This window comes from Pseudomonas sp. RW3S2 (genome assembly GCF_014268955.1).
In the GTDB taxonomy this organism is placed as follows: Bacteria; Pseudomonadota; Gammaproteobacteria; order Pseudomonadales; family Pseudomonadaceae; genus Aquipseudomonas; species Aquipseudomonas wayambapalatensis.
Genome location: NZ_JABWRM010000008.1, coordinates 1 through 12,318 on the forward strand (window position 1 = coordinate 1; position 12,318 = coordinate 12,318).

Sequence of the window (12,318 nt, forward strand, 5' to 3'; positions counted from 1 at the left end):
CTCCCACAGGTACTCCACTGGTTTCGAAATCAGCGGGGTACCTGTGGGAGTGGCGGTTCGCCGCTGCGACTTGTCCCGCGATGAGGGCACTGAAAGTGTCACAGGATAGTGACATTAAGGCAGGCCTTCGTGACATGCCCGCCGGGGCGGCTGGCTAGAATTCGCTGACGACAGGCACCCGGCCTGTCCCTGGCAAGGATTGAGCAGGTGATGGACAGCGTTGATTTCCCTTTCTGCAGTTGGCTCGACTCCCCGGTTCACAATGCCTGGCTGGTCGCCGAGGGCCAGCGCCTGGTGACCTTCGCCAAGGCCTCGCGCCTGCCAGACGGCTTCGGCAGCCTCGATGCCCATGGCCTGCTGCCCGACAGGGCGATCGCCGAAACCCTGCACACTGCGCGCATGACCCACTGCTTCGCCATGGCGCATGTGCAGGGCATTCCTGGTTGCCTGCCGCTGGTGGAGCACGGCGTCGCAGCACTGCTCGCAGGGCCGTTGCGCGATGCGCGGGATGATGGCTGGTTCGCCCGCGCCGACGGTGAGGGCGATACCGGCAAGACCGCCTACCTGCATGCCTTCGTCGCCTTGGCCGCCAGTTCTGCGACAGTCGCCGGTGCACCAGGCGCCGAGCAGTTGCTCGGCGCGGCCATCGCGATCATCGAGACGCGTTTCTGGAGCGAGGAGGAGGGCGCCCTGCGCGAGTCCTTCGCCCGTGACTGGACGCAGCCGGAAGCCTACCGTGGCGCCAACAGCAACATGCACGCCACCGAGGCTTTCCTCGCCCTGGCCGATGTCACTGGCCACACGCACTGGCTGGACCGTGCCCTGCGTATCGTCGAACGGATCATCCACACCTATGCCGCTGGCAATGACTTCGCTGTCATTGAGCATTTCGACGTCAACTGGCAGGCGCTGCCCGAGTACAACCACGACAACCCCACCGACGGCTTTCGCCCCTACGGCACCACGCCCGGTCATGCCTTCGAGTGGGCACGCTTGGTCCTGCACCTGGAGGCCGCGCGCCAGCGTGCCGGCCTGCCCGCCCCGCAGTGGTTGCTGAGCGACGCGCGCGGGCTGTTCGCCAATGCCTGTCGTCACGCCTGGCACGCTGATGGCGCGCCGGGCATCGTCTACACCCTCGACTGGCAGAACCGGCCAGTGGTCCGGGCGCGCCTGCACTGGACCCACGCCGAAGCCTGTGCGACGGCTGCAGCGTTGTTGCATCGTACCGGGGAAGGTGAATACGAGCAGTGGTACCGGCGCTTCTGGGACTTCATCGACAGCCATTTCATCGATCGCGTCCACGGCAGCTGGCACCATGAGCTGGACCCGCAGAACCGCCCTGGCGCAAGCATCTGGGGCGGCAAGCCCGATCTCTACCACGCCTACCAGGCGGTGCTCCTGCCGCGCCTGCCGTTGGCACCAAGCCTGGCCACTGCGCTGGCCCTGGGCAATGTAACCAAGTGATGACATTCGCGCATCGCTTCGTTACCTGCCCTGGTCTGCGCGCTCATTAGACTTCATGCAACGCAAGCGAACGACTTGCACCGCATAACAACAAGAAAGGTATACCGATGAATTCCACTCTGCGCCTCGCCGCCGCTATTTCCCTCGCCTCGCTCATGCCCCTCAGCGCCTTCGCCGCCGAATCCAAAGGCAGCGTCGAGGTGGTGCACTGGTGGACCTCCGGTGGCGAGAAAGCTGCCGTTGATGTCCTCAAGGCCCAGGTCGAGAAAGACGGCTTCACCTGGAAGGACGGCGCTGTTGCCGGTGGCGGTGGTTCCACCGCGATGACCGTGCTCAAGAGCCGCGCCGTCGCCGGCAACCCGCCCGGCGTTGCCCAGATCAAGGGCCCGGACATCCAGGACTGGGCGGCCACCGGCCTGCTCGACAGCGATGTGCTCAAGGACGTCGCCAAGCAGGAGAAGTGGGACAGCCTGCTCGACAAGAAGGTCGCCGACACCGTCAAGTACGAAGGTGACTACGTCGCCGTGCCGGTGAACATCCACCGCATCAACTGGCTGTGGATCAACCCTGAGGTGTTCAAGAAGGCCGGCATCGACAAGGCGCCGACCACCCTCGACGAATTCTATGCCGCAGCCGACAAGCTCAAGGCCGCAGGCTTCATTCCCCTGGCCCACGGTGGCCAGCCATGGCAGGACAGCACCGTGTTCGAGAACGTGGTGCTGGCGGTGATGGGGGTGGAGGGCTACAAGAAGGCCCTGGTCGACCTCGACGAAAAAGCCCTGACCGGCCCGGAGATGGTCAAGGCCCTGACCGAGCTGAAGAAGGTCGCCACCTACATGGACTCTGACGGCAAGGGCCAGGACTGGAACCTCGAGGCCGCGAAGGTCATCAACGGCAAGGCCGGCATGCAGATCATGGGCGACTGGGCCAAGAGCGAGTGGACCCTGGCCAAGAAGACCGCCGGCAAGGACTACCAGTGCGTACCCTTCCCCGGCACTGACAAAGGCTTCCTGTACAACATCGACTCGCTGGCGGTGTTCAAGCAGAAGAACGAAGGCACCACTGCAGGCCAGCAGGACATTGCCAAGCGTGTGCTGGGTGAAGACTTCCAGAAGACCTTCAGCATTAACAAGGGCTCGATCCCGGTGCGCAACGACATGCTGGCTGACATGAGCAAGTATGGCTTCGACAGTTGCGCCCAGACCGCTGCCAAGGACTTCCTGGCGGACGCCAAGTCGGGTGGCCTGCAGCCGAGCATGGCGCACAACATGGCGACCACGCTTGCCGTGCAGGGGGCGTTCTTCGATGTGGTGACCAACTACATCAACGACCCGAAGGCCGATCCGGCCGACGCGGCGAAGAAGCTCAACGCAGCGGTCAAGGCCGCCCAATAACGGCCCAATCGCGGGACAAGCCCGCTCCCACAGGTTTGGCGCCATGCGCTGAACCTGTGGGTGGGCCAGATCTTTGTGGGAGCGGGCTTGTCCCGCGATGCGGTGCGCAGCACCGCCCTCGTTCCGGTATCTGAAATCATGACTACGACCACCGCCCAACTGCGGGCCTCACCCCTGGACGCGCTCCAGCGCTGGTTACCGAAACTGGTACTGGCGCCGAGCATGTTCATCGTGCTGGTGGGCTTCTACGGCTACATCCTGTGGACCTTCGTCCTGTCGTTCACCACCTCGACCTTCCTGCCTACCTACAAGTGGGCGGGCCTGGCCCAGTACGCGCGGCTGTTCGACAACGACCGCTGGTGGGTGGCGAGCAAGAACCTGCTGGTCTTCGGCGGAATGTTCATCGGCATCACCCTGGTGATCGGCGTGCTGCTGGCGGTGTTCCTCGACCAGCGTATCCGCCGCGAAGGGGTGATCCGCACCATCTACCTGTACCCCATGGCACTGTCGATGATCGTGACCGGCACCGCCTGGAAGTGGCTGCTCAACCCGGGCATGGGCCTGGACAAGCTGCTGCGCGACTGGGGCTGGGAGGGCTTTCGCCTGGACTGGCTGATCGACCCTGACCGGGTCGTCTATTGCCTGGTGATCGCCGCGGTATGGCAGGCCTCGGGTTTCATCATGGCGATGTTCCTTGCCGGGCTGCGCGGCGTCGACCAGTCGATCATCCGTGCTGCGCAGATCGACGGTGCAAGCATGCCGCGCATCTACTGGACCGTGGTGCTGCCGAGCCTGCGCCCGGTGTTCTTCAGCTCGCTGATGATCCTCTCGCACATCGCCATCAAGAGCTTCGACCTGGTGGCCGCGATGACCGCCGGTGGCCCTGGCTATTCCTCGGACCTGCCCGCGATGTTCATGTACTCGTTCACCTTCAGCCGCGGGCAGATGGGCATGGGCTCGGCCAGCGCGATCCTGATGCTCGGCGCGATCCTCGCGATCCTCGTGCCCTACCTGTATTCCGAGCTGAGGACCAAGCGCAATGACCACTAATCTCGACAAGCCGGCCCTCAGCCTGGGTCGCATCGCCATCCACGCCGTGCTGCTGCTGGCGGTGCTGCTCTACCTGGTGCCGCTGGTGGTGATGCTGCTGACCAGCTTCAAGACCCCGGAAGACATCAGCACCGGCAACCTCTTGAGCTGGCCGGAGCTGTTCACCGCGATTGGCTGGGTCAAGGCCTGGGGCACGGTCAGTGGGTATTTCTGGAACTCGATCCTGATCACCGTTCCGGCGGTGCTGATCTCCACGGCCATCGGCGCCCTGAACGGCTACGTGCTGTCGATGTGGCGCTTCCGTGGCTCGCAACTGTTCTTCGGCCTGCTGCTGTTCGGCTGCTTCCTGCCATTCCAGACCGTGCTGCTGCCAGCTTCGTTCACCCTCGGCAAGCTGGGCCTGGCCAGCACCACCTCGGGGCTGGTGCTGGTGCACGTGGTCTATGGCCTGGCCTTCACCACGCTGTTCTTCCGCAACTACTACGTGAGCATTCCCGAGGCGCTGGTCAAGGCTGCACGCCTGGATGGTGCCGGGTTCTTCACCATCTTCCGCCGCATCATCCTGCCGATGTCGACGCCGATCATCATGGTCTGCCTGATCTGGCAGTTCACCCAGATCTGGAACGACTTCCTGTTCGGCGTGGTGTTCTCCAGCGGCGATTCGCAACCGATCACCGTGGCCCTGAACAACCTGGTCAACACCAGCACCGGTGCCAAGGAATACAACGTCGACATGGCCGCGGCAATGATCGCCGCACTGCCAACCCTGCTGGTCTATGTGGTCGCAGGCAAGTATTTCGTGCGTGGGCTGACCGCCGGCGCAGTCAAGGGGTAAGTCATGGCAACGCTCGAACTTCGCAATGTAAACAAGACCTACGGCACCGGCTTGCCGGACACCCTCAAGGATATCCAGCTGGCGATCAAGGACGGCGAGTTCCTGATCCTGGTCGGCCCTTCCGGCTGCGGCAAGTCCACCTTGATGAACTGCATCGCCGGCCTCGAGAACATCACCGGCGGGGCGATCCTGATCGATGACCAGGACGTCTCCGGCATGAGCCCGAAGGATCGTGACATCGCCATGGTGTTCCAGTCCTATGCGCTGTACCCGACCATGAGCGTGCGCGAGAACATCGAGTTCGGCCTGAAGATCCGCAAGATGCCGCAGTCGGCGATCGACGAGGAAGTCGCGCGGGTGGCCAAGCTGCTGCAGATCGAGCACCTGCTCAATCGCAAGCCGGGCCAGCTCTCCGGTGGCCAGCAGCAGCGCGTGGCCATGGGCCGGGCGCTGGCGCGCAGGCCGAAGATCTACCTGTTCGACGAGCCGTTGTCGAACCTCGACGCCAAGCTGCGGGTCGAGATGCGCACCGAAATGAAACTGATGCACCAGCGCCTGAAAACCACCACGGTGTACGTGACCCACGACCAGATCGAGGCCATGACCCTGGGGGACAAGGTCGCGGTGATGAAGGACGGCATCATCCAGCAGTTCGGTACGCCCCAGCAGATCTACAACGATCCGGCCAACCTGTTCGTCGCCAGCTTCATCGGCTCGCCACCGATGAACTTCATCCCCGTGCGCATCAGCAAGCAGGACGGGCGCCTGTTCGCCCTGCTCGACAGCGGCCAGGCCCGCTGCGAACTGCCCCTGGGCGCGGCCAGCGAAGCGCTGGACGGCCGTGAGGTGATCCTCGGCGTACGCCCCGAGCAGATCGCACTCGGTAGCGCCGAAGGCAACGGCTTGCCGGCGGTGCGTGCAGAAGTGCAGGTCCTGGAGCCCACCGGGCCCGACCTGCTGGTGTTCGTCACCCTCAACCAGACCAAGGTCTGCTGCCGGTTGGCGCCGGATGTCGCCTGCAATGTCGGTGACAGCCTGAACCTGCAGTTCGATCCGGCGCGGGTCCTGCTGTTCGACGCGAGCAGCGGCGAGCGCCTGGACCTGCCGGCAGCGGACGCGCCAGTCAAGGACAACGTGACACGTATCAAGGGACGTTGAAGCAGCAAACCATCGATAACAAGAAAAGAGGAAACAAGGGATGGACCATCGCAAGCGTATCAAGGCACTAGGCTCGCTGACCCTGCTCGCCCTCGTGGGCAGCAATGGCGCGCATGCTGCCGAGGCTTTCTCCAGCGAGTCGAAATGGATGACTGGCGACTGGGGTGGGGCTCGCACCGAGCTGTTGGAAAAAGGCTACGACTTCACTCTCGACTACGTGGGTGAAGTGGCCGGTAACCTGCACGGTGGCTACAACAACGACAAGACCGCGCGCTACAGCGATCAGTTCGCCCTCGGCGCGCACCTGGACCTGCAGAAGATCCTTGGCTGGCACGATGCGGAGTTCAAGCTGGCGATCACCGAGCGTAGCGGACGCAACCTGTCCAATGACCGCATCAGCGACCCGCGCGCCGGGCAGTTCAGCTCGGTGCAGGAAGTCTGGGGCCGTGGCCAGACCTGGCGCCTGACGCAGATGTGGGTCAAACAGAAGTACTTCGACGGCGCGCTGGACGTGAAGGTCGGCCGCTTCGGTGAAGGCGAGGACTTCAACAGCTTCCCTTGCGACTTCCAGAACCTGGCGTTCTGCGGTTCGCAGGTGGGCAACTGGGTGGGCGGCATCTGGTACAACTGGCCGGTCAGCCAGTGGGCGCTGCGGGTGAAGTACAACATCACGCCGGAGTTCTTCGTCCAGGTCGGTGCCTATGAGCAGAACCCGTCCAACCTCGAGACCGGCAACGGCTTCAAGCTCAGTGGCAGCGGGACCAAGGGCGCGATCCTGCCGGTGGAAATGGTCTGGTCGCCGAAGGTCAACGGCCTGCCGGGCGAATACCGCCTGGGCTACTACTACAGCACCGCCAAGGCCGACGACGTCTACGACGACATCAACGGCAACCCGCAGGCGTTGACTGGCCAAGCCTTCAAGTCGCACTCGAGCAAGCATGGCTGGTGGGTCGTGGCCCAGCAGCAGGTCACTGCGCACAACGGCGATGCCAACCGCGGCCTGAGCCTGTTCGCCAACTTCACCGTGCACGACAAGGCCACCAACGTGGTGGACAACTACCAGCAGGTGGGGATGGTCTACAAGGGCGCGTTCGATGCACGGCCCAAGGATGATATCGGCTTCGGCATCGCACGCATCCACGTCAACGACGACGTGAAGAAGCGCGCCGAACTGCTCAACGCCCAGAGCGGTATCGACGACTACGACAATCCGGGCTTCGTGCCACTGCAGCGCACCGAGTACAACGCCGAGCTGTACTACGGCTTCCACGTCACCAACTGGCTGACCGTGCGCCCGAACCTGCAGTACATCAAGAGCCCGGGCGGTGTGGACGATGTCGACAACGCGTTGGTCGCAGGCTTGAAGATTCAGTCGTCATTCTAAGAAAAATTGTTGTAAATTTACGCCATCCACCCCCACACCCCGAGATCCACTGTTCTGCAGTGGATCTCGGGCTTGGGTAAAGACAGCGCTATCTCAAACAACAAGAGCTTTCTGAACATGTCTGAACATCCGCTCCATCGCTTTTTCACTTCGCAACGGCCACGGCCGGTTTTCGAGTGGGAGCGTCACCAGCAGCGCGATGTCCTGATCATCGATCACCCATGCTGCCAGGCGGTGTTCAGCCGCCAGGGCGCACAATTGCTGCACTTTCAGCCGACCGGCGAGAAACCCTGGCTGTGGTGCGCCGAACAATGGCCACAGGTCGGTGCGATCCGTGGCGGCGTGCCGGTGTGCTGGCCCTGGTATGGCCGTCATCCCAGCGAGGACCTGTGGCCGGCTCATGGCTGGGGGCGCTTGCTGGACTGGAAGCTGCTCGACAGCCGCGAAGACGAGGAGGGCGTCACGCTCAAGTGGCGTCTGGACCTGTGCGACTGGCAGGTCGACTTGCACGCCCGGCTGGGCTCGAGCATGGAACTGCGCCTGTGCACCGAGCACCAGGACAGCCAACCCTGCCAGCTGAGCCACGCATTGCTGGCGTTCTGGCGCATCAGCGATGTGTCGCAGATCGCTTTGTCGGGCCTGGAGGATATCGACGGCTACGACCGCCTCAACCGACAGGCATGCCGTGAAGATGGCGTGCTCACGCTCAAAGGGGGTTGCCAGAAGGTCTACCCGGGCACGCCGAAGGTGCAGTTGCATGACTCGGCCTGGGCGCGCGAACTGTGCATCGACACCAGCGACAGCGACGACACGGTGGTCTGGCACCCTGGCAATCGCCCATTGATGGGGGTGAGCGGGCGCGAGAGCCAGGGGTTCGTCTGCGTCGAGGCTGCCAGTGGCAGCGGCGAAGGATTGAGCCTGGCGCCCGGGCAGCGCGCGCAGTTGCGGCTGCAGGCGCATCGGCTCAGTTGAGTCAGCTGTCTTCGGCGGGGTAGCGGCTGGCGTTGAGGCTTTCCTTGATCTTGCGCAGGTGTGGCTGGAAATCCGAGCCGCGGCGCAGGGTCATGCCGGTGGCCAGCACATCGAGCACCGTCAACTGGATGATCCGCGAGGTCATCGGCATGTAGATGTCGGTGTCCTCCGGCAGCGGCAGGTGCAGGCTCATGCTGCAGGCCTTGGCCAGGGGCGAACCGGCGGCAGTGATACCCAGCACCGAGGCGCCGTTTTCCCTGGCCTGTTTCGCCACTTCGACCAGTTCGCGGGTGCGCCCGGTGTAGGAAATGATCACGAACAGATCGCCGGTGTGCGCGACCGATGCCAGCATGCGCTGCATCAGCACGTCGGGGTGTGCCGACACCGCCAGGTTGAAGCGGAAGAACTTGTGCTGGGCGTCCATGGCCACCGGCGCCGAGGCGCCCAGGCCGAAGAAATGGATCTGCCGGGCCTGGATCATCATGTCCACGGCGCGGCTGACCTGCTGCGGGTCGATCTGCTGGCAGGCGCTGTCGAGCGATGCGATGGCGCTGGCGAAGATCTTCTGGGTGTAGGCGGCAGGATCGTCGTCGGCTTCCACCGCGCGGCTTACGTAGGCCGCGCCGCTGGCCAGGCTCTGCGCCAGTTGCAGCTTGAGCTCGGGGTAGCCGCTGACGCCGAACGAGCGGCAGAAGCGGTTGACGGTCGGTTCGCTGACCTTGGCCGCCTGGGCCAGGGCGGCAATGCTGAAACGGGTGGCCTGCTGCGGGTTGAGGAGGATGACTTCGGCGACTTTGCGTTCGGCCTTGTTCAGCTCGTCGAGGCGTCCCTGGATCTGTTCCAGGAGGTTTCGCACACGGTCCATGGGATGTCCTTGGGTCGGAAAGACGGCCGGCTGAGGGAACAGTCGGCTTTTTGCACGGTTGTCTATCGTACTGATGGTGGGATTGTCATACCACTTGTCTGTAATCGCTGTACGAGATGTTGTTATTTTTACTACATCGCGCTTGAAAATTGTCATCGAAAACGGTATTTCTAGGCCAACTTTAATAAAAGAACCAACATCATGGTTGCTATCAGTGTAGAACCTTGCACATTCGCCCTCTTTGGCGCCCTTGGCGACCTGGCGTTGCGCAAGCTGTTTCCTGCCCTCTACGAGCTGGACCGCGCCGGCCTGCTGCATTCCGACACTCGGCTGCTGGCCCTGGCCCGCGAAGCCGGTACCCCCGAGCAGCACCTGGCGAACATCGAAGCCCAGTTGCGCCGCTTCGTGCCGGCTGCCGACATCGAACCCCAGGCCCTGCAACGGTTTCTCGACCGCCTGAGCTACCTGCACCTGGACTTTGTCCAGCCCGAAGGCTACCAGGCCCTGGCCGAGCAGGCCGGTGAAGGGCAGCCACTGATCGCCTATTTCGCCACTGCGGCGGCGGTCTACGGGGCCATATGCGAAAACCTCGACAAGGCCGGCCTGGCATCGCGCACCCGCGTCGTGCTGGAAAAACCCATCGGGCACGACCTGGAGTCGTCACGTCGGGTCAATGACGCCGTGGCGCGCTTCTTCCCCGAAAGCCGGGTCTATCGCATCGACCACTACCTGGGCAAGGAAACGGTACAGAACCTGATCGCCTTGCGCTTTGCCAACAGCCTGTTCGAAACCCAGTGGAACCAGAACTCCATCTCCCACGTGGAGATCACCGTTGCCGAGAAAGTCGGCATCGAAGGGCGCTGGGGCTACTTCGACAAGGCCGGCCAACTGCGCGACATGATCCAGAACCACCTGCTGCAGCTGCTGTGCCTGATCGCCATGGACCCGCCCAGCGATCTGTCGGCCGACAGCATCCGCGACGAGAAGGTCAAGGTGCTCAAGGCGCTGGCGCCGATCACCGGCGAGGGGCTGAGCACCCGTGTGGTGCGCGGCCAGTACATCGCCGGCTACAGCGACGGCACGCCGGTGCCGGGCTACCTGGAAGAAGAGAACGCCAACGCCCAGAGCGACACCGAAACCTTCGTCGCCCTGCGCGCCGACATCCGCAACTGGCGTTGGTCGGGCGTGCCGTTCTATCTGCGTACCGGCAAGCGCATGCCGCAGAAGCTGTCGCAGATCGTCATCCACTTCAAGGAAACGCCGCACTATATCTTCGCCCCGGAGCAGCGTTTGCAGATCGGCAACAAGCTGATCATCCGTCTGCAGCCCGACGAAGGTATCTCGCTGCGGGTGATGACCAAGGAGCAGGGGCTGGACAAGGGCATGCAACTGCGCAGCGGCCCACTGCAACTGAATTTTTCCGACACCTGGCGCAGCGCGCGGATTCCGGATGCCTACGAGCGTTTGCTGCTCGAAGTGATGCGCGGCAACCAGAACCTGTTCGTGCGCAAGGACGAGATCGAGTACGCCTGGACCTGGTGCGACCAGTTGATCGCCGGCTGGAAGAACGCCGGTGACGCGCCCAAGCCTTATGCGGCCGGGTCCTGGGGGCCCATGAGCTCGATTGCACTGATTACACGCGATGGGAGAGCCTGGTATGGCGATATCTGAACTGCAACTGCCGGCGACCGCGAAGGTTCACGCGCTGACAGACGCCAAGCGCCTGGCCGCGACGCTGGCCGGCGATGTGGCCGAGCGCCTGCGCGCCGCCATCGCCAGCAAGGGTCAGGCCTGTGTGGTGCTGTCTGGCGGGCGTAGCCCGGTCCCGTTTCTCGAGCAACTGGCCCAGGAAAAACTCGACTGGTCGAAGGTGACCGTGTCGCTGGCCGACGAGCGCTGGGTGCCGGTCGAGCATGCCGACAGCAATGCCGGGCTGCTGGCCCGGCACCTGCTCAAGGGCGAGGCGGCCAAGGCGCGGTTCATGGGCCTGTACCAGCGCGCCGACAACCTCGACGCCGCGGCGCAACAGGCCGACCAGGTGCTTGCCGACCTGCCGCCGATCGACGTGCTGGTGTTGGGCATGGGCGACGATGGCCATACCGCATCGTTGTTCCCGGACAGCCCGAACCTGGTCGAGGGCCTCGATCCAGAGAGCGCGCGCCGCTGCCTGCCATTGCTGGCACCGAGCGTGCCGCACCAACGCCTGTCGATGACCCGCGCGCTGCTGTCGAGCGCTGCTTTCGTCGCACTGTCCGTGCAGGGGTCAGGCAAACTCGCTACCCTGCGCGCCGCTCTGGCTGGCGACGACCTCACGCAAATGCCCATTCGCGCCTTTCTTCACGACCCCCTGGACATCTACTGGTGCCCATGAGCCAAGGATCCACTGTCATGACCACGCTTGAACGCCCACAACCTCTGCTCTCGATGGCCGAGAAAGCCGCCCGGATCGATGAGATCTGCGGCAAGGCGCGCATCCTGCCGGTGATCACCATCGCCCGCGAGGAAGACATCCTACCGTTGGCCGATGCCCTGGCAGCCGGTGGCATCCGTACCCTGGAGGTGACCCTGCGTTCGCAGCACGGTCTCAAGGCCATCCAGGTGCTGCGTGAGCAGCGTCCTGAACTGTGCATCGGTGCCGGCACCGTGCTCGATCCTGCGATGTTCGCGGCCGTGGAAGCGGCGGGGGCGCAGTTCGTGGTGACGCCGGGGATTACCCGCGAAGTGCTCGAGGCTGGTGTGCAGAGTGATATTCCGCTGCTGCCGGGCATCAGCACGCCGTCGGAAATCATGGCGGGCTACGCGCTGGGCTATCGTCGCTTCAAGCTGTTCCCCGCCGAGATCGTTGGCGGCGTGGCGGCGATCAAGGCCTACGGCGGCCCGTTCGGCGATATCCGCTTCTGCCCGACCGGCGGGGTGAACCCGGCCAACGCGCGCAACTACATGGCATTGCCGAATGTGATGTGCGTAGGCGGGACCTGGATGCTGGATAGCAGCTGGATCAAGAACGGTGACTGGGCGCGGATCGAAGCCTGCAGCGCCGAGGCGATGGCGCTGCTGGACTGATACGAATTTCGTTGTGTGCTGTACGGCTTGTGGGGCGCTTGGTCGGCGCCCCTTTTTTTTATGTGCAGGTTTTGCCTCCGTCATGGCCCGCCATGAAATGAAAAAGCCCGCATCGACCGATGCGGGCTCTGTG

Annotated in this window: 11 protein-coding genes; 10 read left to right on the plus strand and 1 reads right to left on the minus strand. The window is 63.7% G+C overall.

Annotation, left to right across the window (positions count from 1 at the left end):
• Positions 1–210: 210 nt before the first annotated feature.
• The 7 genes from HU748_RS12875 to HU748_RS12905 all read left to right on the plus strand — a co-directional run bounded on the left by HU748_RS12875 (position 211) and on the right by HU748_RS12905 (position 8,257).
• A complete protein-coding gene (locus tag HU748_RS12875) occupies positions 211–1,464 on the plus strand; it encodes an AGE family epimerase/isomerase (protein ID WP_186720630.1) in 1,254 nt (417 codons plus the stop codon).
• Between the two features lie 107 nt (positions 1,465–1,571).
• Entirely contained in the window at positions 1,572–2,858 is a 1,287-nt protein-coding gene (locus HU748_RS12880) for an ABC transporter substrate-binding protein (protein ID WP_186720632.1), read from the plus strand.
• A 138-nt stretch (positions 2,859–2,996) separates the two neighbouring features.
• Positions 2,997–3,908, plus strand: a complete 912-nt coding sequence (locus tag HU748_RS12885; RefSeq protein ID WP_054895154.1) for a sugar ABC transporter permease — start codon at positions 2,997–2,999, stop codon at positions 3,906–3,908.
• Positions 3,898–4,743 carry a carbohydrate ABC transporter permease gene (locus tag HU748_RS12890; protein WP_186667963.1) on the plus strand — a complete coding sequence of 282 codons (846 nt, stop codon included), beginning with the start codon at positions 3,898–3,900 and terminating at the stop codon, positions 4,741–4,743. The genes HU748_RS12885 and HU748_RS12890 overlap by 11 nt, the downstream gene beginning before the upstream one ends.
• A 3-nt stretch (positions 4,744–4,746) precedes the next feature.
• On the plus strand, positions 4,747–5,901 hold the full coding sequence (gene ugpC / locus HU748_RS12895) for a sn-glycerol-3-phosphate ABC transporter ATP-binding protein UgpC (protein WP_186667965.1): 1,155 nt from the start codon (positions 4,747–4,749) through the stop codon (positions 5,899–5,901).
• A 40-nt stretch (positions 5,902–5,941) separates the two neighbouring features.
• Entirely contained in the window at positions 5,942–7,285 is a 1,344-nt protein-coding gene (locus HU748_RS12900) for a carbohydrate porin (protein WP_186667967.1), read from the plus strand.
• Between the two features lie 117 nt (positions 7,286–7,402).
• Positions 7,403–8,257 carry a D-hexose-6-phosphate mutarotase gene (locus HU748_RS12905; protein ID WP_186720634.1) on the plus strand — a complete coding sequence of 285 codons (855 nt, stop codon included), beginning with the start codon at positions 7,403–7,405 and terminating at the stop codon, positions 8,255–8,257.
• Position 8,258: 1 nt separating this feature from the next.
• Here the strand turns inward: HU748_RS12905 and hexR are convergent, their stop codons facing one another.
• Positions 8,259–9,113, minus strand: a complete 855-nt coding sequence (gene hexR, locus HU748_RS12910; protein ID WP_200604055.1) for a DNA-binding transcriptional regulator HexR — start codon at positions 9,111–9,113, stop codon at positions 8,259–8,261.
• Between the two features lie 210 nt (positions 9,114–9,323).
• Here hexR and zwf point away from each other — a divergent pair, with 210 nt between their 5' ends.
• Genes zwf through HU748_RS12925 form a run of 3 tightly spaced genes read left to right on the plus strand, consistent with a single transcriptional unit; the run spans position 9,324 to position 12,185 of the window.
• Positions 9,324–10,793, plus strand: a complete 1,470-nt coding sequence (zwf, locus tag HU748_RS12915; RefSeq protein ID WP_186667971.1) for a glucose-6-phosphate dehydrogenase — start codon at positions 9,324–9,326, stop codon at positions 10,791–10,793.
• A complete protein-coding gene (gene pgl / locus HU748_RS12920; protein ID WP_186711604.1) occupies positions 10,780–11,493 on the plus strand; it encodes a 6-phosphogluconolactonase in 714 nt (237 codons plus the stop codon). The genes zwf and pgl overlap by 14 nt, the downstream gene beginning before the upstream one ends.
• Positions 11,494–11,510: 17 nt before the next feature.
• On the plus strand, positions 11,511–12,185 hold the full coding sequence (locus HU748_RS12925; protein WP_054895162.1) for a bifunctional 4-hydroxy-2-oxoglutarate aldolase/2-dehydro-3-deoxy-phosphogluconate aldolase: 675 nt from the start codon (positions 11,511–11,513) through the stop codon (positions 12,183–12,185).
• The last annotated feature ends 133 nt before the right edge of the window (positions 12,186–12,318 follow it).

Bases quoted from the DNA above. Each gene is read 5' to 3' on its own strand.
- HU748_RS12875 (WP_186720630.1), top strand. From the start codon at position 211: ATGGACAGCGTTGATTTCCCTTTCTGCAGTTGGCTCGACTCCCCGGTT.
- HU748_RS12885 (WP_054895154.1), top strand. From the start codon at position 2,997: ATGACTACGACCACCGCCCAACTGCGGGCCTCACCCCTGGACGCGCTC.
- HU748_RS12890 (WP_186667963.1), top strand. From the start codon at position 3,898: ATGACCACTAATCTCGACAAGCCGGCCCTCAGCCTGGGTCGCATCGCC.
- pgl (WP_186711604.1), top strand. From the start codon at position 10,780: ATGGCGATATCTGAACTGCAACTGCCGGCGACCGCGAAGGTTCACGCG.
- ugpC (WP_186667965.1), top strand. From the start codon at position 4,747: ATGGCAACGCTCGAACTTCGCAATGTAAACAAGACCTACGGCACCGGC.
- HU748_RS12880 (WP_186720632.1), top strand. From the start codon at position 1,572: ATGAATTCCACTCTGCGCCTCGCCGCCGCTATTTCCCTCGCCTCGCTC.
- zwf (WP_186667971.1), top strand. From the start codon at position 9,324: ATGGTTGCTATCAGTGTAGAACCTTGCACATTCGCCCTCTTTGGCGCC.
- HU748_RS12900 (WP_186667967.1), top strand. From the start codon at position 5,942: ATGGACCATCGCAAGCGTATCAAGGCACTAGGCTCGCTGACCCTGCTC.
- HU748_RS12925 (WP_054895162.1), top strand. From the start codon at position 11,511: ATGACCACGCTTGAACGCCCACAACCTCTGCTCTCGATGGCCGAGAAA.
- HU748_RS12905 (WP_186720634.1), top strand. From the start codon at position 7,403: ATGTCTGAACATCCGCTCCATCGCTTTTTCACTTCGCAACGGCCACGG.